This window comes from bacterium (genome assembly GCA_021108215.1).
Taxonomy (GTDB): Bacteria; Oederibacteriota; JAAXVQ01; order JAAXVQ01; family JAUVAV01; genus JAIORK01.
This window is the reverse complement of the sequence record JAIORK010000006.1, coordinates 95,749-120,394: the sequence shown is the minus strand read 5'-3', so window position 1 is coordinate 120,394 and position 24,646 is coordinate 95,749. Positions and strand designations below refer to the sequence as shown.

20 protein-coding genes are annotated in these 24,646 nt (G+C 41.4%); 19 read left to right on the top strand and 1 reads right to left on the bottom strand.

What is annotated here, in order from left to right:
• The first annotated feature begins 307 nt into the window (after positions 1 to 307).
• The 5 genes from K8S19_01480 (at position 308) to K8S19_01460 (ending at position 5,478) form a co-directional block, all read left to right on the top strand.
• Positions 308 to 952: a class I SAM-dependent methyltransferase gene (locus K8S19_01480; protein ID MCD4812356.1), complete on the top strand. Its 645-nt coding sequence runs from the start codon at positions 308 to 310 to the stop codon at positions 950 to 952.
• Between the two features lie 79 nt (positions 953 to 1,031).
• Positions 1,032 to 1,421 carry a hypothetical protein gene (locus K8S19_01475; GenBank protein ID MCD4812355.1) on the top strand — a complete coding sequence of 130 codons (390 nt, stop codon included), beginning with the start codon at positions 1,032 to 1,034 and terminating at the stop codon, positions 1,419 to 1,421.
• A 555-nt stretch (positions 1,422 to 1,976) separates the two neighbouring features.
• Entirely contained in the window at positions 1,977 to 4,010 is a 2,034-nt protein-coding gene (locus K8S19_01470) for a TonB-dependent receptor (GenBank protein ID MCD4812354.1), read from the top strand.
• A 136-nt stretch (positions 4,011 to 4,146) separates the two neighbouring features.
• Positions 4,147 to 4,401, top strand: coding sequence for a DUF4143 domain-containing protein (locus tag K8S19_01465; GenBank protein MCD4812353.1), 255 nt, complete (start codon positions 4,147 to 4,149; stop codon positions 4,399 to 4,401).
• A 78-nt stretch (positions 4,402 to 4,479) separates the two neighbouring features.
• Positions 4,480 to 5,478: a hypothetical protein gene (locus K8S19_01460; GenBank protein ID MCD4812352.1), complete on the top strand. Its 999-nt coding sequence runs from the start codon at positions 4,480 to 4,482 to the stop codon at positions 5,476 to 5,478.
• A gap of 62 nt (positions 5,479 to 5,540) precedes the next feature.
• Here the strand turns inward: K8S19_01460 and K8S19_01455 are convergent, their stop codons facing one another.
• Complete coding sequence (locus K8S19_01455; GenBank protein MCD4812351.1) at positions 5,541 to 5,879, bottom strand: hypothetical protein; 339 nt, start codon at positions 5,877 to 5,879, stop codon at positions 5,541 to 5,543.
• A 189-nt stretch (positions 5,880 to 6,068) separates the two neighbouring features.
• Between K8S19_01455 and K8S19_01450 the strand changes: the two genes are divergently transcribed.
• The 14 genes from K8S19_01450 to K8S19_01385 all read left to right on the top strand — a co-directional run bounded on the left by K8S19_01450 (position 6,069) and on the right by K8S19_01385 (position 24,189).
• Positions 6,069 to 6,722, top strand: coding sequence for a TetR/AcrR family transcriptional regulator (locus K8S19_01450; protein ID MCD4812350.1), 654 nt, complete (start codon positions 6,069 to 6,071; stop codon positions 6,720 to 6,722).
• Between the two features lie 82 nt (positions 6,723 to 6,804).
• Positions 6,805 to 7,602: an outer membrane lipoprotein-sorting protein gene (locus tag K8S19_01445; GenBank protein MCD4812349.1), complete on the top strand. Its 798-nt coding sequence runs from the start codon at positions 6,805 to 6,807 to the stop codon at positions 7,600 to 7,602.
• Positions 7,599 to 8,843: a hypothetical protein gene (locus K8S19_01440; GenBank protein ID MCD4812348.1), complete on the top strand. Its 1,245-nt coding sequence runs from the start codon at positions 7,599 to 7,601 to the stop codon at positions 8,841 to 8,843. The genes K8S19_01445 and K8S19_01440 overlap by 4 nt, the downstream gene beginning before the upstream one ends.
• 54 nt (positions 8,844 to 8,897) lie before the next feature.
• The gene (locus K8S19_01435; GenBank protein ID MCD4812347.1) at positions 8,898 to 11,243 is read left to right on the top strand and encodes an MMPL family transporter; all 2,346 of its coding nucleotides are present in this window, start codon (positions 8,898 to 8,900) and stop codon (positions 11,241 to 11,243) included.
• A gap of 70 nt (positions 11,244 to 11,313) precedes the next feature.
• Positions 11,314 to 12,033, top strand: coding sequence for a formylmethanofuran dehydrogenase subunit E family protein (locus tag K8S19_01430; GenBank protein MCD4812346.1), 720 nt, complete (start codon positions 11,314 to 11,316; stop codon positions 12,031 to 12,033).
• 44 nt (positions 12,034 to 12,077) lie between these two features.
• Positions 12,078 to 12,653, top strand: coding sequence for an isoprenylcysteine carboxylmethyltransferase family protein (locus tag K8S19_01425; protein MCD4812345.1), 576 nt, complete (start codon positions 12,078 to 12,080; stop codon positions 12,651 to 12,653).
• A 26-nt stretch (positions 12,654 to 12,679) separates the two neighbouring features.
• Entirely contained in the window at positions 12,680 to 14,431 is a 1,752-nt protein-coding gene (locus K8S19_01420; GenBank protein ID MCD4812344.1) for an ABC transporter ATP-binding protein/permease, read from the top strand.
• Positions 14,425 to 16,158 carry an ABC transporter ATP-binding protein/permease gene (locus tag K8S19_01415; protein MCD4812343.1) on the top strand — a complete coding sequence of 578 codons (1,734 nt, stop codon included), beginning with the start codon at positions 14,425 to 14,427 and terminating at the stop codon, positions 16,156 to 16,158. The genes K8S19_01420 and K8S19_01415 overlap by 7 nt, the downstream gene beginning before the upstream one ends.
• Before the next feature lie 146 nt (positions 16,159 to 16,304).
• Complete coding sequence (locus K8S19_01410; GenBank protein MCD4812342.1) at positions 16,305 to 16,562, top strand: CopG family transcriptional regulator; 258 nt, start codon at positions 16,305 to 16,307, stop codon at positions 16,560 to 16,562.
• Positions 16,559 to 17,500: a zinc ABC transporter substrate-binding protein gene (locus K8S19_01405; GenBank protein MCD4812341.1), complete on the top strand. Its 942-nt coding sequence runs from the start codon at positions 16,559 to 16,561 to the stop codon at positions 17,498 to 17,500. The genes K8S19_01410 and K8S19_01405 overlap by 4 nt, the downstream gene beginning before the upstream one ends.
• Positions 17,497 to 18,279, top strand: a complete 783-nt coding sequence (locus K8S19_01400) for a metal ABC transporter ATP-binding protein (protein ID MCD4812340.1) — start codon at positions 17,497 to 17,499, stop codon at positions 18,277 to 18,279. Before K8S19_01405 ends, K8S19_01400 begins: the two co-directional genes overlap by 4 nt.
• Positions 18,280 to 19,104, top strand: a complete 825-nt coding sequence (locus tag K8S19_01395; GenBank protein MCD4812339.1) for a metal ABC transporter permease — start codon at positions 18,280 to 18,282, stop codon at positions 19,102 to 19,104.
• A gap of 175 nt (positions 19,105 to 19,279) precedes the next feature.
• Entirely contained in the window at positions 19,280 to 22,285 is a 3,006-nt protein-coding gene (locus K8S19_01390) for a T9SS type A sorting domain-containing protein (protein MCD4812338.1), read from the top strand.
• Between the two features lie 89 nt (positions 22,286 to 22,374).
• Positions 22,375 to 24,189 (top strand): DNA mismatch repair protein, encoded by a 1,815-nt coding sequence (locus tag K8S19_01385; protein MCD4812337.1) that lies wholly within the window; start codon positions 22,375 to 22,377, stop codon positions 24,187 to 24,189.
• Positions 24,190 to 24,646 lie beyond the last annotated feature (457 nt).

The window sequence follows — 24,646 nt, the reverse complement described above, 5'->3', positions numbered from 1 at the left end:
TCCTGAATAGTTAATTCTCCCTTGGGCTTGAGGTCACTATCGCTGAGAAAACGGGAATTTGATAAAGGAAGTGAAAAATTGAGAGCATTAATGACTTTTAAGATTACTAAATAGTTCCTGTTACGGAAAGGATGTTTCGTTTATTTGTTGCATCGTCATTCCGGCATTTCGTCACCCCGGTATGTAGTTAATCGGGGCGGAATCCAGCGGCTTTGATTTTCAAAGGCTTAAAAGTCACTGGATACCCGATAAATTTATTCGGGTATGACAACTTTTCCATAACTAACAAATTACCAGGAGGGAAATTATGTCATTAATACCGGGACAAAAGGAAACCTACTGGTCAAAATTTGCCGAGGATTTTGATAAAAGAAATGAATATGTAGTCGGCGCGGAAACAATCGGCATAGTTAAAGAAAAATTGCAGCGGCAGAAAAATCTGGGCAGCCTGCTGGAACTTGGCTGCGGAAATGGTATGTACACACAGGCTATAGCAACCGGCGCTGACAATATAATTGCCACTGATTTTTCCGGGGAAATGCTAGGGGCAGTAAAAAACGCCTTAAAAGGCAATCCGGAAATTGAATTGGAGAAAGCGGACTGCCTTAATCTGCATTACGAAGATGAATCCTTTGATTCTGTTTTTATGGCGAATCTGATCCATGTAATCTCTGATCCGGGAAGAGCGCTTCAGGAAGCAAGGCGTGTTCTTAAACCGGGGGGTATTTTACTTCTTTTGGATTTTACCGGTGATGGCATGAGATTTTTTAGTAAAATTGGAATGATTGTTCGTTATCTTAAAACTTATGGCAAACCGCCTAAATCCGCAACTAACTTTGGACTTGGAAATTTAACTGCGTTTATTGAAAAATATAATTTTCAAATAGAAGAGGCTGTGCTGCTGGGAGATAAAACTAAGGCGGTTTTTACCCGGGCAGGAAAGACTAATTGAAAATACTGAAAATCGGTTATACCAACATTTGTTGGTTAAATATCAATAATGGCTATTTATTAATCGGAGGATAAAAAACATGCAAAATAAAAAAACATATTATAGTTATATGATTATCGGCCTGATGTATCTGGTAGTAAAGATTATCTTTGTGTCAGCAGGTTATCTGCATTTCGGTGCTATAGCGCATGGCGCGATCCCGGCAATTCTGACGATTCTTACCGGTATGTTATCACTGAAAGAGCGTGACAAAAATACCGGACGCGTAATCTGGCATAAACTGAATATTATAATTCCCATACTGCTGTTAATAGTTACGCCGGTTTTTATGTATGCAAAAATGGGAAGAGCTAATTGGTTAACTGAAGGCCGTTTTTCTGTACTGATGATTTATTCAGCTTTTGCAATTGTTCAGATAGCAATAGCCTGGATTTCATTAAGAAAAAAAGAGGCCTTGAACATGAGATGAATAAAACAGGAATATAAAAATGTAAGGAAAACCATCTTCGCCGGATGAAGAAAATTTTCAAGCGTTACTGTGCGACCAAGAGGGAATTTATAATAAAGAATAAAGAGTTACTATACGCGCCCTGAAGGTGTTTTTATGCGAATTCAAAAATGTATTTCGATTTTGATCTTAGTTCAATATCTGTGGCTGGCAATTGGTTCCTGCTTTCCGGTATTTCATACTTGCTCGGCGCAACATTGTTCCGGTCATTGTCATAATAACGGCGTTTGTAATGCGAAATCCAATCCATACTTCAAGCAATCAATTATTTCCGAAAATTGCCGCCAGGACAAGCAGCATAAATGTGCGATGTGTTTTTGGAAAAATATATTTAAGACTTCTTCACAGGATAGTTTTTTTACATTTTATATTGTTTATCAAAAAGTAGTTCTAATACATTGCAAAGCACTTTTATTGCAGAATAAATACTTCTGCTTTTCCCCGCGCGCGCCTCCTGCAACCATTGCCGTCTAAATAATTAAAAACCAATGAAATATTTAAAACAGGAGGAATACTATGTTTTTTTACGGCATAAAAAGCACAGGATTGTGCTGTCTTGGTTGTATGCTGGGAGTTCTTATAAGCGGCTCTTTGGCAAAGGCTCAGGAAATATATATTATGGATAAGCTTGTCATTAAAGCAGAACCCGCAGGCGAAGGTATGGAAACCGAACGGATTAATCGCAAGCTGTTAAGAGCACATAAAGTAGTGGATTTGGCGGAAATCCTATCAGACGAATACATAGAAGCTACTATGATACGCAAAGGCGCCTATGGCAATGAAGTGGCTATTCGGGGATTCAGTCAATCCAATCTTGGGTTTTTTGTAGATGACACGCTTTTGGAAGGCGCTTGCGGCAGCAGAAAGGATCCGTCTTTGTCCCATCTGAGTTTATTGAATATTGAACGCCTGGAAATTACTCAAGGGCCTTTTGATGTGACTCGGGCCGGTGCCCTGGGCGGCAATATTAATATTGTAACCCGCAGACCCAGGAAAGGCATGAATACGGATATTTTCGGAAAATATGGAAGTTTTGGTTTTATCAGCGGAGGATTGCTGGTTAATGGAGGAAATTCTCTGGTACGGGGATTATTGGGCTACAGTTACTCCGAGTCCGGGCAGTACCAGGATGGCGCGGGCAATCAATTAAGTGATTATAATCCGGGATATAGTGAGGAAGCCCGGGATATGAAAGCTTTTCAAAAACATGATGTTTGGGGTAAAGTGCTCTTCAATCTAACGGAAAATCAGTCCCTGCTTTTGGATTACAAATATGGCAATGCTAAAGACATCATGACACCCCGGGTGGGAATGGATATTGAATCTGAAAAAATCAATATGAGTTCAATTGAATATACGCTGGAAAATTTCGGCAGCTTTTCGAAAAAAATCAAAATAAAGGCCTATTATAACCAGGTGGAACATGATCCTTCAAACAAATACCGGAATGTTTCGGTATATATGGCTAATGATGTCATGACCTCGTTTGTAGGCGCTAAAATTGAAAATCAGCAAGACAGTGGTTGGGCCTTGTTGACTTATGGCGTTGATTTTTACGTGCGCAAATGGAATGGCCTCCAGATTAATAAGGATACCGGAATAATTACTAAACCGTATTTATTTCCAGATGTGGAAACGCAGGACATCGGACTCTATATCAAAGCGGACAAGGAAATGGACAAGGTTTTAATGAGTTTTGGTTTGCGCGGGGATTGGTTTCAAAATGAGGCTAAGAAACTTGAAGACAGCGTTTTGATATTTAGTCAAAATCTGACAGATACGAACAAAGATTCCGAAATATTTCCGAGCGGTTATATATTCGGGAAATATTTTTTAACGGATGAGCTTAACCTATTCGGCGGTGTAGGGCATAGTGTCCGGACACCAACAGGCGCTGAACGGTATCTCCAGGCATCCGGCGGTTTTTACGGCAATCCGGATTTGAAGCCTACGCGAAACACTGAGGCGGATATTGGCATCCAGATGGAGAGAAATGGTTTTAGTCTGCGAGCCAAGGGGTTTTACAGTTTGCTAAAGGATTATATTTATCAGCAATCCGGTCCGCCTAAGACCTGGACGAATATCAATGCCCGCATGTATGGGGCGGATCTGAAAATTGTGATAGACCTGGTTTATAATACCAGTCTGGAAGCTGCGGTTGCCTGTCAACGCGGAACCAAAGAAACACAGCCGTTAAATAATGAAGACCAGGATCTGGCTCAGATTCCTCCGCTGAAAACCAGGTTGGCATTAAGTTATGATAATTCCGGTTTTTTTGGGATAGTAGACTGGATACATTCTGAAAAGGCCGGGAATGTTGATGCTGATGCAGGTGAACAGGAGGTGTTGGGATGGAATGTTTTTAACCTCCGGGCAGGATACGAATATCATCCTTTTGTTGTCAATGTGGGGATTGAGAATATTTTAGATAAGGCATATGCAGTAGCCAATTCCTACGAGTGGGATGTGGTGGGAGGTTCCGGAGCAAATCCTAAAATTGTCAATGAACCGGGACGGTTTGTTTTTGTTAATATTTCCTGTATGTTTTAAATAAAGTGCCCCCTTCCTTTGCAGAGACGGATTTTTGCAGGACAGTCAGGACAAGGAGACCTGTCTCTGCAAAGGAAAAATAGCTCCTAATAGTGCCTGGAAATATACTTGACTGGGGATTGCTGATTTTATTATTTTGAAACGGGAAAAAATCCAATATCGCAGTGAATCCTTTGGAAAGACATTTGAACATTTTATTTTTCAGGAACTTACGGCCCATAGTCATTACTCCAACTTAAATTATCCCATAAGCTATTGGCGGACCGCTTCGCAGTTAGAAGTTGATTTCATATTAGGTGATAATGAAGTAGCCCCGGAAGTTAAAGCCGTGGAAATGGCGGTTTCGCGCATATTAAAAACTTGCGTATTTTTTAGTATGAATATAAGGTAAAAAAAGTCATTATAATTTCTTTGGACCCTAAACCCAGAGTAGTTAATGAAGTATATATTTTACCCTGGGCAATATTTCTTGAGCAATTGTGGGCCGGAAAAATTGTATTTTAGTGAAATTAAGGTAAGGCCGGAGATAACCCAACAATGGCTGCTCAATGCTGAAGATGATTATATACGCTATAATGCTCAAAAGTTATTAGAGCCAAAAGCTGCGGACAGGGGAATGCTGTTGCGTGATTCCTTTATTCAGGAAAACATTAAACTATGTAAAACCTGGACTCAGCATGTTTTACGGCAACACAATAAGCCGGATTTACTTATTCACCGCTTAGCCATGCTGGCGGATTTAGGCCTGCAAAGTACTGATCCCGGCATGTCGCAAATTATTCGGCAGATATATAAGCATACAAATTTACAAGGAATTCCTGAAATTTTAATGAACATACCTACTCATTTTGGCGGGAGCGGCCAGGCGGAATTAACCTGGATGTTGTGTGATTTCCCAACAATTCTTTACGCCTTATTAAAAATGGGTGTTAAGGATGAAAATACGAAAAAAGCCGTACTGACGCTGCGCAACCTGGTAGACGAGAATGGATACCGGTGCCGGGGATCACTGTCTAAATTCCGCGGACCGGGTAGAAAAGACGATTTTTGTCCCTATGCAAATTTAATTGTTGCCAAAGCATTTAGTGAAGACCGCCAGGCGATAAAAAGCCCGGCGGCAAAGAGAGCGGTGGAAGCGCTTTTAGTGCATTGGGAGAAACAGAAGGAGAAAAAATATTATTTGTTCGGCATTGGAACTAATTTTCGCAAATTGAAATTTCCATTGGTTTGGTATGATCTTTTACATATGCTGGAAGTGATCAGCCGCTATTCGGCATATCATGCGGATAAGCGATTCAAGCAAATGATAAAGGAACTTTTGGCAAAAACCGGCAAATCAATGTGCTTTAGACCGGAGAGCATTTATATGGTTTATAAACAGCAGGAATTTTCGAATAAAAAAGAGGATTCCCGCATTATCACTCTTTTTGTATTACGAATATTAAAGCGGATAAAATATATTTCATAAACAGCAAATATATTAATCCAACAACCTCAAAATCTTTTTCTGAATTTATGATTTATCCATATTTAGCCAATTTGTTTTTCTCCAAAACGGCCAATGAAATATCCCAGCAAGCTGCCTATAATCAGATTTGTAAACAGCATGGGAAGCAACTCTTGGGGAGCGCCGGTACCGACTACTATTATCATGGGAATAGCTATCAAAAAGAAAATCACTATTCCTTTTAAAATATTATTCAGTTTTAAATTTGAGGTTGCTATGAGGAAGCCCCCGATTACACACATAGAAAATGCGGACAGCAATGTATCCCAGGTCATTTTCATAAAGATCATAGGTGTTATATCAACAATGCCGAAAATAACTCCGAAAATAATACCTGCTCCGATTTTCCCAAATCTTTTCATAATTTGAACCTCCAGGTAATTCTATTGATTTTCCGAGATATTATCATGCGCTATTTCAATAGACAAGAAAAACTTATGTCAAGGCGTAACGGATAGCTTCCGTCAAGGCAAATAAAATAATTGACAACGCAGCAACAAATGCTATAATTAATAACGAACAATGAACGGTATTGCAGGGAGATGATGTAAGTGCAGATTACAAAAGAAGCAGTAAGGCAAAATGTCCTGAATGCGGCCAGGCGGGAGTTTAGCAAAAATGGTTTCAGAGACGCCAAGCTGCGTGTAATTGCTAAAAATGCGGGCTGTTCATTGAGTAATGTATACACATACTTTAAGAATAAAGATATGTTGTTTACGGAAGTCCTGAAGCCGACGGTCACTAAAATCAAACAGGCGTTGCGCAATATACAAAATGAGTCTCCTCCTCCGGGAAAGCTGATGGTGAGTTATCAACAGAATAGCGTAATGACGGAAAAAGTAATGAAATTCGTTGAGTGTTATCGGGATGATCTGAAGCTTTTAGCATTTAGCGCGGAAGGATCGCGGTTGCATGATTTTAAAGATTATGTAATTGATGAATATACCGATATTTGTGTTGCTTATCTGGAGCGGTTGAGGAAATCAGAAAGCCGGGCAATAACAACTAAGTTTTCAAAATTTTTCGTTCATAATACCAGCGCTTTTTATGTGAATACTATTGTAGAAATGCTGATGCATAATGTCGGTTATGCAGAGATGCAAAGGTGCGCTGAACAGGTTATTAAGTTTTCATATTATGGATATGCGGCCTTGATAAAGAATCAGGAAAGAACGTTAAAAAAGAAGACAAATAAAAACAAGTAATAACCAGATGTTCGGAGTATTGATGAACGTTTTTTTTATGATTCTAAAGTTAGACAAGACTAACAACCAGGAGGAAAAACGAATGAAAAGAATAATATTTTTAACAGGAGTAATTGCAGTCATTGTGGTCGGAGGGCAGATGGTTTATGCTGCGGAAAACAGCGTGTTAACCGGGCGTGATATTGCAATTGCGGTTGACAACCGGCCGGACGGTGATGAGCGTAAAAATAATCTGACCATGACTTTGGTAAATAAAAGAGGGCGTAAGCGGATTCGGGAGATTATTTCTTATTCAAAAGAATATGGCCGGGATTCCAAAAGCATTATGGTTTTTAAAGCGCCGGCTGATGTGAAGGGAACCGGGTTTTTACAATTTGATTATGATGATCCCAAAAAAGATGATGATAAATGGCTTTATATGCCGGCTTTGCGGAAAACCAGACGTATATCAGGAGCCGGTAAAAATGATTATTTTATGGGATCGGATTTTACCTATGATGATATGGGTAATCGTAATATTGATGAAGATATCTTTCAGTTATTAAAAGAAGAAGAAAGAGAAGGAAATAAATGCTGGGTTTTGCAGGCTGTTTCAAAAGACAAGGATTATATGTATTCCAAAAAAATAAGCTGGATCAATAAGGATAATCTCATGCCAATCTATGTGGAGTACTACGGCCGCCAGGGAAGGCTTTTAAAAACACTGCATATTCTGGAAATAAAGCAGGTTGATGGCTTCTGGACTATTATGAAAATGAAGATGGAAAATAAAGTAAGAAAGCACAGCACTATTCTGGAATTTTCCGATGTGCAATATAATCAGGACTTAAAGGATTCGCTTTTCCGAATCAACACGCTGGAAAGAGGGCGCATCAGATGAACCGGGGAGATATAAAGAAAACGGTTATGCTGCTGTTTTGTCTGGCGGTTGCCAACAGCGGCAACGCATGGGATGCGGAGTGCAAAGGGTATTTAGAAAGTTATCATGCCGTGATTCTTCATGATGATTATTCCTGGCTGGCATCAAAAACCGGGCTGCGGCTGGAAACAACCATACGTGAACAGCAGGCTGAGATGACGGTTCGTTTGAATGCCCGGCAGGATAGGTTGTCAGATGAAAAAAGTACGATTCAAATACGCGAAGCCTATATGGATTATCTGGAAGACGAGTGGGATATACGTATTGGCCGCCAAATTATTATATGGGGCAAAGCTGATGGTTTAATTATAACCGATATTATCTCGCCCAAAGATCAGTCGGATTTTATAACCAGAGAGTTTGCTGACATGCGTATGGCTGTTGATGCTGTAAAAATTCAGAAACATTTTGAGTTTATTCGTATAGCAGGAATATGGATATCTGGTTTTACTCCTTCCATACTGCCTGAGCCTGGCTCGCAATGGGCCTGCCGGATGAAGGTACCTGATACGATTCAATTACAACTGCTTGATTCCATCCCACCTGAAAACAAGGTCGAAAACAGCGAACTGGGTCTTAGGGTTACCATGAACACAAGCTGGATGGATGCTTCCTGGTATGGGTATTACGGCTGGCAGGATGAACCGCTACAGCACAGGAGCATTACGCAAACCGGGGATCCATTGCAGATAAGTGTTATACCGGAATTTTATCGCCGGCAAATGACAGGACTGGATGCTGCCAAGCCCTGGGGGAATCTGGTCTGGCGTTTTGAAAGCGGTTTTTTTATTAATGAACCGCTATTGGGGAAGGTGATGACGGATGAGACGGTTTATACCCATCATTGTTTGAAAACACTGCTGGGTGTTGATTGGTCGCCGGGAAATGATTGGGCAATCAGCAGTCAAATAGTTAATGAGTGGATACTAAATTTTAATAATGCGCTGGAGAAAGAGGAACAGGATTGGATGGTAACACTCAGCTTATCCAAAAAACTAATCGATCAATTATTGGAAATAAGCGTAAGTGGTTTTTGTGGTCTGGAATTTGAAGAAGGTTATATTCAAATATATGCGGATTATGCTTTGACCGATGCGTTACATGTGGCGCTGGGAGTGAATGGTATTTTTGGAAAAAGCGGCTATATGGCGCAAATAGATAAAAATGATCACGGCTGGGTGCAGTGTAAATATAGTTTTTGATAAAAAAATTTGAAATAAGTGTTAGACAAGACTAACAACAGGAGGAAATAAAAAATGACTAAAAAACTTGAAAGAATTAACCAATGGTTCAGCCGGGCGGCCAAAACAGCAATTAAATTTCGCTGGCTGATCATAGTCGGTCTAATTGTTCTGGATGTGGGGGCAGTGGTGGGCATGAAGCAAATCAAGATGGACCTGTCAAATGAGAGCTGGTTTTTGGCGGATGATCCGCTGGTGATTGCCAAGCAAGAGTTTGAAGAAATATTCGGGAATAGTGAATACGCAGCTGTGTTGGTAGAGGCGGAGGATGTTTTTTCGCCGGATGTTTTGCAGATGATGCGGGAACTCGGCCAAGAACTTAAAGCCAAAGTTCCTTATGCGGACAAATTAACGTCTATAACCGACCTTGATTTTACCCAAGGGACGGATGATGGTTTTGTGGTGGGCAATATTGTGCCGGATGAGATCCCGGATGATCCGGAAAAAATCGCAAAAATAAAGCAACGGGCGTTTTCCAAACCACTTTTTGTGAACCGGCTTTTCTCAGATGACGGTAAACAGGCCTGGATTCTTTTACGGCTTAATAATTATCCGGAAAACGGTAAAACCAGCATGAAAGACTATCCCCAGTTGGTAGTGGGAAGAACAGTGTGTGAAATTGTTGCGCAGGATAAATACAGGAAATTTAATCTCATGGCCAGCGGCATGCCGGTGCTGAATTACCAAAAGAGAGGTTTTTACAGCCAAGAGGCAGGCCGGATATTTGGGATGTCCATTTTGATTATCACGATTGCGCTTATCCTGTTTCTACGTTCGTTAAGAGGCGTGGTGGTTCCCTTGTTTACTGCGGTTAGTTCCTTTCTTTGGGTCTTCGGCGCCATGGGATGGCTGGGGATTAAGATTGATAATACGGTTATGATTGTTCCGATGCTGCTGACCCTGGCGGTTTCCGTGGGCTACTCGGTTCATGTCTTCAACTTTTTCAAACAAAGATTTCTGGCTACCGGGAAAAGAATAGAATCAATCTGTCATGCCATAGAGCATACCGGCTGGCCTATCTTTTTTACGGCTGCTACTACGATTGCCGCGCTTTTTTCCTTTTTGGCTGTTTCCATCAGGACTGTTCGCTGGATGGGGATTGTAGCCGGATGCAGCGTAATCGCCGCTTATATTATCGTTATGCTGGTTACGCCCGCGTTGCTTTCTTTTGGAAAAAACAAGGACCCGCATCCGGAGTTTATTGCCAGAGGCGGCGGTTGGGCTGAACAGGGTTTTATGAAACTAAGTGATTGGGTTTTGGCTAATCCCAGGAAAATTATTGTGATTTTTTCGCTGATTGTGATTGCGCTGATTGCCGGGATTACTAAACTGGAAGTTGATATGAGCATGAAAAAAATGGGGATAAAAGTGCCGTTCAGAGCTGATCTTTGGCATATTAATCATACCAAAGTGGGCGCTATGTGGTCTTACGATGTTATCCTTAAATTTCAGGAAGAAAATAGGGCCAAAGATCCGGAAATCCTGAAAAACCTGGATGTGTTTACAACTGAGATCGGCAAATTACCATGCGTAAAAAGAGCTTCCTCTCTGGCGGATATTGTAAAAGATCTGAATCAGGTTATGCACAACGATGATCCTGAGTATTACCGTATTCCTGATGATAAGAATCTCATAGCCCAGCTTCTGCTCTTGTACGAAAATTCCGGAGGAACCGAGGCTGAAAATTGGGTTGATTATGACTATACTACTCTTCGGATAAGCGCGGATGTAGGTGATTTTGAGGCTAAAGAGTTTGAAAAACAGTGGGATTACATTGGGAAACGGACGCAGGAACTTTTTACTGACGCGAAATCCGGAGTAGTAGGCGTGGCAGTCCAGTATTCCGTAATGTCGCTTTATATAACCAAGGGACAGATTCGTTCGCTGGGAATAGCCATAATAGTTATAACGCTTCTCATGATAATTGTGTTTGCCAGCCTGAAAACCGGATTAATCGGCATGATACCGAATGCTGTGCCTGCTCTTTTTGCCGGCGGTCTGATGGGTTTCCTTGAAACCCCGCTGGATATGATGACCATGATAATCGGACCCATGATTATCGGCCTGGCAGTGGATGATACCATTCATTTTATTAATCATTGCAAGTTGGAATTTTTTAGAAGGGGAAATTACCGGGATGCCATACGGGAAACCTTCCGGACCGTAGGTAAAGCGCTGTTTATGACCACCTTAATTCTGGGACTGGGATTTGCGGCGTATTTAACCTCTATGGACAAAATGTATTCTAACATCGGACTTTATACCATTGTGGCGATTTTTGCGGCTTTGTTTACGGATTATCTGGTCACCCCGGTGCTGATTGTGTGGACCAAGCCGTTTGGCAAGGAAAGGGAAGCATGATGTGGATAAAGGCAGTGAGGTAAGCTTAATTGCCGATCCGCTAATATATTACCAGAGAGAGGTGGAAATAATGTTGAGGAGAATATTGCAGGGAATTTTAGGGGTAATGGTTTTTTTAAGTATGGGAGAGGCGGCGCTGGCGTCAGGTAATCACTGGCAGCCATTTTATGAACAAGCGCCGGTTATTGAGGTGATTGATCCGTTGATTAGTCTGGTGGGTTCGATGCCTGAGGGAAAAGCTGCGCTTGTCATTAAAGTGACGGATGTTGCCGTATATACCGGACATGTTTGTCCGGGAATTGCCGCTGGTTTTATGCTTACCAAAAAAGCGCTTGCTCTACTTTATCCGGACAGCACGCCCGTGAGGGGGAATGTTCGGGTTGCCGGTATGGCGCCTAATTGTCTGCTCGATGTTGCTTCTCATATAACGGGCGCGCGCTCTTTTTATGGAAGGGGGAAGATAAATAAAGGTGATCTGGCGGTTGATGAAGCCTTAAAACCCGCTTCGCCGGGAAAGCTGGTCTTGATATTTCAACGTAAAGATAACGGAAAAATGGTGAAAGCGGTTTTTAATAAATTTAAGCTAATGTCTTCCGAACAACAGAAAGAATTTGGGAGTTATTTTAAAAAAATGTCAGCCAAAGACAATCAAGTTTCGCAAAAAGAGCAGGAGGAAAAGCGGGCGGAAATACAGGCATTAGTCAAAAAAGTGCTGCTGACAAAACCAGAGGGTGTTTTTGAAATTAGTGAGACTGAAGGATATAAATTTCCCGAAACGCTGAAAAAGTAAGGTTGGAATTCAAAAGATGAAGGAGTAAGAAAAGGAGGGGAATTGTGTCTTTTCTGCCTGAATTAAAAATTGGTTTATTGAATGCCTGGATACCTGTGCTTTTGTTTAATGTTTTTATGATGATTTTCCCGCTATTAATAAACGAAAAAGGCGCGAAACGTGCCGTGGATACGTCATGGTTTGGGAAAAGAGAAAAAAATCTGATGATCATGTCCTTTATTTTTTGGTATGGGCTGTTTATATATTCCGTCTGGGTGCCTTTACAAACAGGCTCTATGGGGTTTTATGTTGGTCTGCTTATCAGTATTATAGGATTTGTATTCTATACTATTGCCAATATTAATTACGCCAAGGCTCCTTTGAATAAAGCCATCACACAAGGGCTGTATAAAGTATCGCGTAATCCTCTCTATTTTTTCAGTAGTTTTATTCTTGTTGGTATTTCCATAGCGGCTGCTTCGTGGATTATGCTGATTATAACCGGAGTATATTTAGCCTTTACTCACCAAATGATTAAAGCTGAAGAAGTATATTGTATAAAAACCTATGGAGAATCGTATCGCAAGTATATGAAACAAGTACCGCGGTATATTTTAATTTTTTTGAGGGAGAATGAATAATGAAACAAAAAAAACCGAAATCAGGGATAGCCCGTTTGCTGGAAATAGCGGGAGACAGAAAAGGATTGCTGATAGTATCCGGAATAACAGTGACCTTTCATGCTGTGCTTACCATGATTCCTTATGTACTGATTTTTTATATACTAAAAGAACTTTTAGGCGGACAGGTGGCAAATCCGAATATCGGAACATATTTGATGTGGGCGGGTGTTGCTATTGCCATATCATTTTTACTGATGTTTGCTGCGGGAATGGCATCGCATATAGCGGCTTTTAATATACTGTATGAATTGCGTGTGAAGATTGCTGAAAAACTGGGGAAGCTGCCCATGGGATATGTCAGCACGCGCAGCTCAGGAGCATTAAAGAAAATATTATCCGATGATGTTGAACGGATTGAAACCTTTATCGCCCACGGCATACCGGATATGGTAAAAGCCGTTGCACTGCCGGTGATTATGCTTACCTACCTTTTTATTGCCGACTGGCGATTAGCCTTGATTAGTTTTGTCCCTTTGATCATTTTGGTATTTGCGGTTTCAATGATGATGGGAACGGAAAGATCAAAGAAAACCATGAAAAAGTATCATGATTCACTGGAAGACATGAATGCCGGGATTGTGGAATTTGTACGCGCTATGCCGGTTATGAAAATATTTGGACAATCGGCCGCTGCCTTTACCCGATATAGCGGAACTGTAAATGAATTTGATTTATATGTAAAAAAGTGGGCGAAAATATCAGCACCGGTTTGGGGAATGCTGATGAGTTTTTTAACCAATGCTCTGCTTCCGGTATTAGCCTTTGGTTTGTATCTTTATTTTAAAGCCGGTCTTAGTTTGTCTGTGTTTTTCCTGTTTTTGATTTTAGGCGCAGGCTATATACGTCCGGTATTCGCGCTGGTTTCACTTAGCACACAGATTGTTATGATAAGCCATGGTGTGAAACGAATGGATGAAATATTATTTGAAATAAAAGAACAAAAAAACGGAACAAAAGCAAACCCCGAAAATTTTACGCTGGAATTCAATCAGGTTAATTTTTCCTATACTGAAGAAATTAAAGTTTTAAAAGATGTGAGTTTTAAAGTTCCCCCGGGCAGTATAACCGCATTGGTAGGGCCTTCGGGTTCCGGGAAATCTACTGCCGGACAACTGGTAGCGCGCTTTTATGACGTGAAATCCGGAAGCATAACCCTGGGCGGGATTAATATTAATGATCTGGATATTGGCAGCCTGATGCAGAATGTCGGATTTGTATTTCAGGATAATATGATGTTTTATCAGAGTATATATGACAACATTCTTATGGGAATGGATAAAACCAAAGACGAGGTTATGGCAGCCGCCAAAAAAGCCCGTTGTCATGAATTTATTATGAAACTGCCGGAAAGCTATGCTACGCATTTTGGAGATAAAGGTGTTCATCTTAGCGGCGGCGAGCAGCAGCGGATTCAACTGGCAAGAGTGGTTTTGAAAAATGCGCCAGTACTGATTCTGGATGAGGCAACTGCTTTTAGTGATCCGGAAAACGAACATTTAATCATGGAAGCATTCAGCGAGCTGATTCAAAATAAAACCGTGATAATCATTGCGCACCGGCTTTCCACAATTGCTAATGTTGAACAAATCGTAGTGTTGGATAAGGGAGAAGTGGCAGCTATAGGCACATACTCCCAATTGCTGAAAAAGAGCGAGCTCTATACCAGGATGTGGAACGCACATACCCGTGCAAAAGAATTTGAAATCATTAATCAGGAGGCAGTATCGTCATGTTAAAAAACATATTATATTTTTTTAAAATAACCGATACCAGGATTAGTAAAATTGCCTGGGGTGAGTTTTTGCATGGCATGTTTCTGGCAGCGCCCACTGGAATACTTTTGATCGTGATTTGGGAATTGTTTAAAGACGATCCCAACATACAAAAGATTTGGACACAAATTATTGTAATGGCAATAATGTTTGTCGGGCAATTGTGGATAGCTCGCCGGGTCATGCTGAATACGAACCAGGTTATTCACACCATGACCTCAAAGCTACGGATAATACTGGGAGACCATCTGCAAAAACTCTCGCTGGGTTTTTATAAGCGGCGTGACCCGGGAGATTTGGCGTCAGTGGTACTGCAGGATGTAAGCAATTTTGAAATAATATTTTCGCATACGAATCAGGAGATATTTGGAGCAATATTCGGAACATTTTTTCTGTCGCTTTTTCTTTTGGTATTAAGCTGGGAATTGGCGCTGCTAATGGTTTTGGCAATACCGCTGGCATTTTTATTTGTCATTATTGCCGGTAAAGTAATGCAAAAGCCCGGCCAAAAACATATAGCCTCACGTAATGAAACCAGCAGCCGGTTTATAGAATATATCCAGGGAATACGGCATTTAAAAGCGTTTAACCGGACCGGCGACCGGTTTTCCATATTAAAGCAGGCATTTAATGAGCTTAGAAAAAACAGTATAAAACTTGAAGTTATTCCCGGCCCGTTTGTTATAACCTCGTTTGTAGTTTTTGAACTTTTTTTCCTGCTTATGGTTTACCTGGGAATCGGAAGAATTAACGGCGCCACCATGACAATTCCGGTTTTTATTGCATTTTTAATTGTAGGCTACAGATTATTTGAGCCGCTTAAACTTCTGATGGTTGATTATGCCTTGTTGCGTTATATGAGTGTTAGTGTGAAAAGAATCATTCAATTAATGAAATCTCCTTTGCAGGCGGTGGGAAAAGATATTAAACCGGAGAAATATAATATAGAGTTTAAAAATGTGACTTTTTCCTATATTGACCGGGAAATTTTAAAAGATGTAAGTTTTACTGTTCCGGAAAAAGGACTTACTGCCCTGGTCGGGGCATCGGGCTCAGGAAAAACAACGATCGCCAATCTGGTGGCGCGGTTTTGGGATGTTCAAAAAGGCAGCGTAACTATTGGCAACGAAGATGTAAAAGAAATGTCTCCTTCAACGGTTTATAGTCTTATTAGTCAGGTTTTTCAGGATGTATATCTTTTTGATGATACTGTTTACAATAATATAAAAATCGGAAAACCCGATGCCACTGAAGCGGATATTATGCAGGCAGCGGAAAAAGCCCAGGTTAAAGAATTTTTGGATGTTTTGCCACAGGGAATTAATACAAAAGTGGGTGAAGGGGGCTCGCATCTCTCGGGCGGACAAAAACAACGTATCTCAATTGCGCGTGCCTTGCTTAAAGATGCTCCTATCGTATTGCTGGATGAAGCCACTGCTTCGCTGGATCCGGAAAATGAAATTTATATACAGCAGGCTATGGCTGAACTGGTAAAAGAGAAAACAGTGCTGGTGATTGCCCATAAACTCCAGACCATTCGTAATGCCGATAAAATTATAGTACTGGAAAACGGACATATTATAGAAGAGGGGAAACATTCCGAATTGCTTAATAATAACGGCTTGTATGCCCGGTATTGGGATACGCAGCAAAATACCAGTGGTTGGAAATTGTGTAAAATAACAGCTTGAAGGGAGAACAATTGTGTCTTTGATACCGGAGTTGAAAATCGGAGTATTAAATGCCTGCCAACAAGTGATGGGTAATTGAATACCATTGACAGAAACACCGCCGTGATGTATTAAAAAGTAATACTAATTACTGACGGGGGTGGTATATGGCAATTAAAAATAACCGGATTATGACCTTTAAAGTGGATCATGACTTGAAAATGCTGCTGGATACACTTCCTAATAAATCCGCATTTATCCGTTCCGCTGTTTTGGCGGCATCCCGAAGTACTTGCCCGATGTGCCGGGGAACCGGGATGCTGACCGAACATCAACGCAAACACTGGAAAAAATTCGAAAAAATGCATGATGTTTTTGAATGTAAGATTTGTCAGTCCATGCATATCCGGGGAGGGGCCCAATGAGATTTTGCATTAAAATTATCATAGCGATACTGTTGCTGGTGCCGGTAATGCCGGGGTTGGGGAATGCCGAACAGAAAAAAGTCAAAGTGATAACAACGCTTTTTCCGCTGTTCGATTTTGTACGCCAGGTCGGTAAAGAAAAGGTTGATGTTATACTATTGATGCCGCCGGGTGTGGAAGCACACAGCTATGAACCCACTCCCCGGGATATTGTCCGTATCAACCAAGCGGAGGTATTTGTGTACACCGGCGCGGCTATGGAACCCTGGGCGGCGGATGTGGTCGCCGGAATTGTTAATAAGCAAATCGTGGTTGTCAACGCCAGCCAGGGAATTGAACAGGTAGTCCGGCCGGATGAATCGCAAGCCGGTCATGATAAACAGGGTCGTCGCCATCGGGGAAAAAGTGTGGATCCGCATATTTGGGTTGATTTTATATATGCACAGCAGATGACGGATGCTGTGTTGGCCGGGCTTGTTCGGGTCGATGGAAAAAATCAGTCGTTTTATATGAAAAATGCAGAAGCCTTTAAGCAGACGCTTCGGCAACTGGATACACGATACCGGGAAACCTTGGCACAATGTCCCCGGAAAATGATTGTGCATGGCGGTCATTTTGTTTTTGGATACATGACAAAACGGTACGGATTGGAATACATGACAGCGTTTCGCGGTTTTTCTCCGGACAGCGAACCGACGCCCAAACAGATGGTCACACTTATCAAAGCAATGAAGAAACATCAGATACACTATATTTTCATCGAGGAATTGATTGAGCCTAAGATTGCCCGCATTATTACGGAAGAGACCGGGGCTGAAATGCTGCTGCTGCATGGAGCGCATAATGTAACCAAGCAGGAGATGGTATCAGGGATTACCTATGTGGACATTATGCAGCGCAACCTGAAAAATTTGAAAAAAGGTCTGGGTGGCCAATGAACTCAGTCATTACGGTTCAAAATGTGGAAGTGAGCTATGAACAGTATAGCGTATTATCTGACATCACTTTTTCAGTTCAAGCCGGGGACTATATTGGGATTGTGGGGCCCAACGGATCGGGGAAGAGTACGCTTATGAAGTGTTTGCTCAATCTGGTGCCTGCGGTCCGGGGAAATGTTTTTTTATTCGGCACACGTCTGCAGGATTTTCAGGACTGGGCCAAGATCGGTTATCTTCCCCAACTCCGCGCCTTTACAGATCCGCATTTTCCAGCTCAGGTTGAGGAGGTGGTTTTTACCGGCTTGCTTGCCGCCAAACGCTTTCCCAAGCGTTATTCCAAAGCTGATCAGGAGACAGTGGTGCGGGTTTTGGAAATGCTGGGTATTTCGGGTTTGAGAAAACGTCTGATTGGGAAACTTTCCGGAGGTCAACAGCAACGGGTTTTGTTGGCCCGGGCCATGGTTGCTTCACCCCAGGTGCTTATTTTGGATGAACCGACTTCTGCGCTTGATCCTGAAACCCGCGAAGGTTTTTATGAGGCGCTGAAAAAAATAAATGAAGAAAAAAATATGACGATTTTGCTGGTTTCGCATGACCTGGGTTCGGTGGGCGAGTACGCAAAAAAAATGCTTTATCTCGACCGCAGAATAATTTTTTTCGATACTTTTGCAGGGTTTTGCAAAGACCCTAAAATGGGTCTTTACTTTGGCAGTCGCGCCCAACACCACATTTGTCATCAGCATGACCATCAGGTTATTGATCCGGGAAAGGACATATAAATGGAAACCGGTTTTTTTGCACAACTGTCTGAGGCGCTGGGGTATCTTTTTATTCAGCGTGCCTTAATTGCCGGTTGCTTTGTGGCTTTGTCCTGTAGTTCTTTAGGTGTTTTCCTGGTGCTGAAACGATTCGCCTTGATCGGGGATGGACTGGCCCATATTAGTTTTGCAACAGTGGCGATTGGATTGTTGTTGGGTGTCTATCCTATTTATATCTCCATTCCCCTGGTCATGCTGGCATCTTTATGGATTTTACGGTTGGCGGAGAAGAACGTTCATGGCGATACAGCCATCGGCATGGTGTCTTCAATCGGGGTTGCAATCGGGGTGATCATTGCAAGTATGGCGGGCGGGTTCAATGTTGATTTGTTTGGGTATCTTTTTGGTAATATTCTGGCAGTAAGCAAGCCGGAAATGTTTCTTTCTGTAGTGCTCTCCTTGGTCGTGATCAGTCTTATCCTTTTGTTTTACAATGAATTGTTCGCGGTGACATTTGATGAATCGTTTGCACGGGTTTCCGGTGTCCGGACACATCGGATCAACCGGATCCTGATTTTATTGACGGCCATGACGGTCGTGCTCAGTATAAAAATTGTCGGTACCATGCTGGTTTCAAGTATGATTATTTTTCCGACGGTCACAGCGCTTCGGCTGGCACGCGGGTTCAAAGGAGCGCTGGTGATTGCAGGTTTGACCGCAATCTTATCGGTGATTTTAGGCATTTTTATTTCTTATTTATTTGACTTTCCTTCCGGCGCAACCATTGTGCTGGTGCACTTCGGTTTTTTTCTGGTCGCATTCAGTGTGACTTCGCGTACACAATGATTATGAGTGCTTAGAATCATATGATGAGAATAAATACAGATCATGCTTTCCTGCATCATCAGATAATTTGAATGCCGAAAAACACATAATGATAATTACACGGGTTATTGTGAACCCTTATTTTATATGATATTCTTAAACCATGATTTTTTTTAGTAATTCATGGGAGCTGAATATGCTGCGGAAAACCTTTTGGTTTGGAGTATGCCTGGTTTTTTTTTCTACCACCACATCAATAACCTGGGCTGCTTGGTTTGATACTAATTTTCAATACAAACAACAAATTACCATTCAAAATGGACAGGTTTCAGGAGCGCAGACTGATTTTCCCGTACTCATTACCCAAGCTGATCTGGATACAGCCTTTTTTAACCATGTCGCAAAATCAACAATTTCAAATATGGATATTATTTTTACGAATAGCGCGGAAGATGCCAAGCTAAGCCGGGAGATTGTGCATTTTAGCAGTGGTAGTCAGGAACTGGAGGCATGGGTAAAAACCAATCTGGCTGATGCAACAGATACGGTTATCTATATGTATTATGGATATGCTGGTGCCAATGAACCTAATAGCACAGATACATGGAGCAATAGTTTTGTTGCTGTATGGCATATGCATGATACACCAACAGGTGGTGCTGGAGATATTGCTGAGAGTACGGCGAATCCTAATGCCGGAACATCAACCAGTATGGCGGGTAATTCAGTTGGTGGTCAAATTGGTAATGCTTTGAATTTTGACGGTGTTAGTGATTACATCACAGTCGCCAATCATAGTACGCTTCAAATAACCGGGACACTGACCATGTCTGCCTGGATTAATTTGGCAAATGATGAACTGATGGAATATGATGTTATTGTGACTAAGAAAAATGCCTGGGATGATGGAACGGGTTATTATTTAGAGCTGTATCCGATGGGTAATGATATTGATGTGGCTAGTAGCGGTTTAAGCTGGCAGAATTTTGACATTGGTGACTTTACAACCAATTGGCATCTTGTCACCGGAACCATTAATAATACAACAGCAAGTGCTTTTTTTGACGGTAATGCAACAGGTTCAGCCGCAGTAAATGCTTTGGTATCAGGGACAGAAGCCGTCACTATTGGTCGCCAGGGAAATGGCACGTATGACTTTACAGGCCAACTTGATGAAATTCGGCTTAGTACAATTGTTCGTTCTGCCGGTTGGATGGCAACGTGTCATAATAATCAAAGCAGTCCGGCGGCTTTTTATAATGTAGGTAATGAAATAAGTGGCGTTTCTGATCGTTATCGATCTGTAGGTCCAGGTACCACCGGTGCTTTGGAGTCGGGTAGTTTCACCACCACACTAACGATTGCAGGAACCACAGCTACTTTTAGCAGCGCACTTCATGATATTGTTGGGGTGGGTGATGCGCTTCAGTATGATTCTACCGGGGATAATAATGTTGATGCCATTGCTTTTATTCATGCCAGAACATCTAATACAGTCTACACAGTACGAACAGCTACAGGCGCTGTTCCAACGGCAACTACTGCTGATCAGAATTGGGCTGTTTTTCGTGCGTATACATCCCTTTTTAATGCAGAAGCAGGAATAGAAAATACCGGCATTAATAATACAGTTGAAAATTTTGATGTAGGTAATAGAGATTGTGTAACCAATAAAGAGGTTATGCATATAGCCTGTTACTCTAATGGAACCACAGCCGATGTAGGGAATATTACCTGGGATGGATGGGGATTAAGTGCTGTTTATTATTTGAAAATTTATACTCCTTATCTGACAACAGAAGTTGGGACCAGTCAACGGCATAGTGGAGTGTGGAATACTTCTGCTTATCATATTATTGAAAGCTATGATGACGGCATAACCTTGCAAGATGGTTTTATCCGGCTGGAGGGCTTGCAGATTTATACTGATGTTACCAATGGCAATAATGAATCAACAGTGTATATTAACGGTTCGACCGGGACAGGTACTGATATCCGTGTATCCCATTGTATTTTGCGTGGCTATAGTTCATCAAATAATGATAATAATAATGGTATTTACATTATAGGTGCTGATACTGGAACAGTATATATCTGGAATAATATTATCTACGATTTTTTGGATGCTAATAATGGACATGGCATTCGTTTGGATGATGCCGGTTTTACTGTCTATGGTTATAATAATACTATTCAGAATTGTTCGATTGGTATCCGAACAGGTAATGATCCGTTTATTGCTAAGAATAATATTGTTCAGGGTTCTGTCGCGCCTAATTGTTATCGCGATACTTTTGATAGTGCTTCTGATTATAATATTTCCAGTGACACAGATGCACCGGGTACGAATACCAAGCTCAGCACAACGGTTCTTTTTGAAAATGAAGGCGGTGATGATTTTCACTTGGCTGATGATGATACAGCAGCCAAAAATTGGGGTGTTGATTTATCCAGTGATCCGGTACTTTCCATAAGTGATGATATTGATTTGGAAACAAGAACAGTGAACTGGTGTGCCGGTGCAGATGAAAATGATACAGTGCCAGGCACACCAACCCATACACCGACAGTGACATTAACTTCAACACCAACTCATTCACCGACTATGACAGCAACACCAACAGTCACGCTGACTGCAACCGAATCAGCAACACTGACACATTCGGCAACAGTTACAGCAACACCGTCAATTACCATGACTTCAACTGTAACACCGATTCATACACCTACTGTGACACCTACTGCAACACCAACAAGTACCGTAACCGAGACAGCAACTGCTTCACCAACACCATCGCATACACTGACCTTTACTTACACACCCACTATTACTCTGACAGCAACCATTACAGTTACATTGACTGTTACAGCAACGTCTACTATTACAACAACATCAACCCGGACGCCGGAATATATTATACCTGATGATTTGGACAGTGTAGTTGTCTATCCAAATCCCTATCGGTTGGATATCAAACCTGAAAAGGAGATCAGTTTTGATCGCATGCCAATGGAGGCCGAAATTCGTGTGTATACTATTACCGGGAGTTTGGTAAAGACCCTGTATAAAAACAGTAATCTACGCTGGATTCGCTGGGATTTGAAGAATGAGCAAGGATGGCATGTGGCATCAGGTGTTTATATTTATATCATCACCTCTAATGGTCAGGAACGAAAAGGCAAAATAGCGATAATACAATAAAAAATTCCCCATTAGTCAAGGTTAAATCAAGTTGGTACTTGGCTCTAAAACAGGCAGGTATTTGGGAATGACAAAACAAGGAGTTTATAGTGCTGCGAAATACCGACCCCAAAAGTCATTATTTACGAAACCAATCCAGGTATAAAAAAAAACTGAAAAAAAATAAAAAAACAAACAATCTATTGAGTTGGTTAAGAGGAATTGTTTTTTTGGGTTCTGTGATCATCACCGTGTTGTTTTGGGAAAACACCTGGTATTTTGCAAGCTTGGGGATGGGGGTGTCGGGATTAATTTTGTTTATTTGTTTAGTAGTACTTCATTCCGGAAACGACCGTGCCCTTCAAAAACACCGGCAACTTCTTTATATTAACGAAACAGGAGTAAGACGTCTGGAAGGAACTTGGACGCAAACTGAAGATGTTGGCAATGAATTTGTAGACTATCAACATCAGTATTCGTTTGATTTGGATATTTTTGGTCATTATTCGATTTTCCAATGGATTAATTCAACCAACACTTATTTTGGCAGACAGACTTTAAAAGAGGTTTTGCTGAATCCGGTGAAGGATACCGCTATAATCAAAAGAAAGCAATCCGCCATAAAGGAACTTGCTGAAAAAATCGATTGGCGCCAAAATTTTCAGGCAGAAGGGCGGTTAATCCCAAAGGCTCAAAAAAAGCCGGGGGAGTTTTTGGATTGGATATCAACCGTAGAATCCAAAATGTATAATCAAGTACTTAGTTATATTTACCTGGGATTACCTTTCTTTTCATTACTGATCGGAACATACGGGATACTTAAGTTGAAAACGCCGTCTCTCTTATGCCTGATGATTATCCTGCAATCCATATTGTTTTTAATAAATTACAGAAAAAATAAACGTATACTGGATTCCATAGATAAAAATCGGGATAAAATCGATCTCTACTCGTTGTTAATCACTGCTTGTGAAACCGAGAATTTTAAAACCGAATATTTATTAAGTATGCAAAAGAGGCTGGTCGATTCAGATGGTCATAAAGCTTCACAGAGCATAAAAAAACTCGGGAAGATTGCCGACTGGTCTGCCGTTCTCCAAAATAATATGATAGGACCGATTTTAGGTATAGGGTTTTTCTGGGATGTTTATTGCGTTCTGGCTTTGCAAAAATGGAAACAAGCCTGTTGCCGGCATATTGAGCCCTGGCTTGAAATTTTAGGGCAAGTGGAATCCCTTGCAAGTTTGGCCAATATTCGATTCGAGCAACCGGAATGGGCGTTCCCCCGGCTGGAAGAAAAAGACGCTACTTTTGTCGGAGAACAAATAGGGCATCCCTTAATTCATAAGCATAATCGGATTTGCAATGATCTCGAATTGGATAATCGCCGCCGAATCATGATTATTACCGGTTCCAATATGTCAGGCAAAAGCACTATGCTCAGGACAGTTGGCATCAACCTGGTGTTGGCATACGCCGGAGCACCTGTATGCGCTTCAGCTATCCAGTGCTCTTTGTTTGATCTTTATACTTCCATGCGGCAAAATGACAATCTGGAAAATCATGTTTCCACCTTTTATGCCGAATTGTTGCGTATAAAAAGTATTATTTCAGCTGTCGGTCGGCAGATGGTCACATTATTTTTAATTGATGAAATATTCAGAGGGACCAACTCCAAAGACCGCCATGATGCCGCCGCGATTGTATTGGATATATTGAAGCGGAATAAATCACTCGGATTGATAACCACTCATGATTATGATCTGGCTAAGCTGGCTGAAAAAGAACACACTTTTATAAATGGTCATTTTGAAGAGCAGTATCGGGATCAAAGCATTACCTTTGATTATCTGTTAAAATCCGGTGTAAGCAAAACAACCAATGCCATGTTTTTATTGAAACTGGTCGGGATAACACAGACTTAGGGGATTCAGGGACGATTTTTATTCAGCAAGTGATGAGCGACAATTAAATTTCCGGGACACCATCGTATTGACCAATTCTGTGTTTTTTCTGAATTAAGTTTCCGGGACATCATACGTAATTTGATTTACAGAAGGTAAAATTAAGTATGGTGTCCCGGAAATTTTAGAGACTGTATCATAAGTTGTTTTTTTGTTCGTCATACCGGTATGCTCTAAACCGGTATCCAGAAAAGCCTTTAAAATTAAAGTTCCTGGATGCCGGCTGGAGTTTACCCCGGCATGTCGTAAGCCGGGGCCGGCAAGACGATCAAAAACGAACATTTTTGAATTATGACACAATTTCTTAAAACCTGCGGGAATAACAAGGTGACTATTCAAGCCATGCCGAATTCATCCACACTTTCACCCACAGATTCTGCTGAAGAGCCATGAAGATATATGATGAACCATTGCAACA

Excerpts from the sequence above, each read along its gene's own strand:
- K8S19_01480 (MCD4812356.1), top strand. The coding sequence starts at position 308 with ATGTCATTAATACCGGGACAAAAGGAAACCTACTGGTCAAAATTTGCC.
- K8S19_01475 (MCD4812355.1), top strand. The coding sequence starts at position 1,032 with ATGCAAAATAAAAAAACATATTATAGTTATATGATTATCGGCCTGATG.
- K8S19_01470 (MCD4812354.1), top strand. The coding sequence starts at position 1,977 with ATGTTTTTTTACGGCATAAAAAGCACAGGATTGTGCTGTCTTGGTTGT.
- K8S19_01455 (MCD4812351.1), bottom strand. The coding sequence starts at position 5,879 with ATGAAAAGATTTGGGAAAATCGGAGCAGGTATTATTTTCGGAGTTATT.
- K8S19_01445 (MCD4812349.1), top strand. The coding sequence starts at position 6,805 with ATGAAAAGAATAATATTTTTAACAGGAGTAATTGCAGTCATTGTGGTC.
- K8S19_01440 (MCD4812348.1), top strand. The coding sequence starts at position 7,599 with ATGAACCGGGGAGATATAAAGAAAACGGTTATGCTGCTGTTTTGTCTG.
- K8S19_01435 (MCD4812347.1), top strand. The coding sequence starts at position 8,898 with ATGACTAAAAAACTTGAAAGAATTAACCAATGGTTCAGCCGGGCGGCC.
- K8S19_01430 (MCD4812346.1), top strand. The coding sequence starts at position 11,314 with ATGTTGAGGAGAATATTGCAGGGAATTTTAGGGGTAATGGTTTTTTTA.
- K8S19_01415 (MCD4812343.1), top strand. The coding sequence starts at position 14,425 with ATGTTAAAAAACATATTATATTTTTTTAAAATAACCGATACCAGGATT.
- K8S19_01410 (MCD4812342.1), top strand. The coding sequence starts at position 16,305 with ATGGCAATTAAAAATAACCGGATTATGACCTTTAAAGTGGATCATGAC.
- K8S19_01405 (MCD4812341.1), top strand. The coding sequence starts at position 16,559 with ATGAGATTTTGCATTAAAATTATCATAGCGATACTGTTGCTGGTGCCG.
- K8S19_01400 (MCD4812340.1), top strand. The coding sequence starts at position 17,497 with ATGAACTCAGTCATTACGGTTCAAAATGTGGAAGTGAGCTATGAACAG.
- K8S19_01395 (MCD4812339.1), top strand. The coding sequence starts at position 18,280 with ATGGAAACCGGTTTTTTTGCACAACTGTCTGAGGCGCTGGGGTATCTT.
- K8S19_01390 (MCD4812338.1), top strand. The coding sequence starts at position 19,280 with ATGCTGCGGAAAACCTTTTGGTTTGGAGTATGCCTGGTTTTTTTTTCT.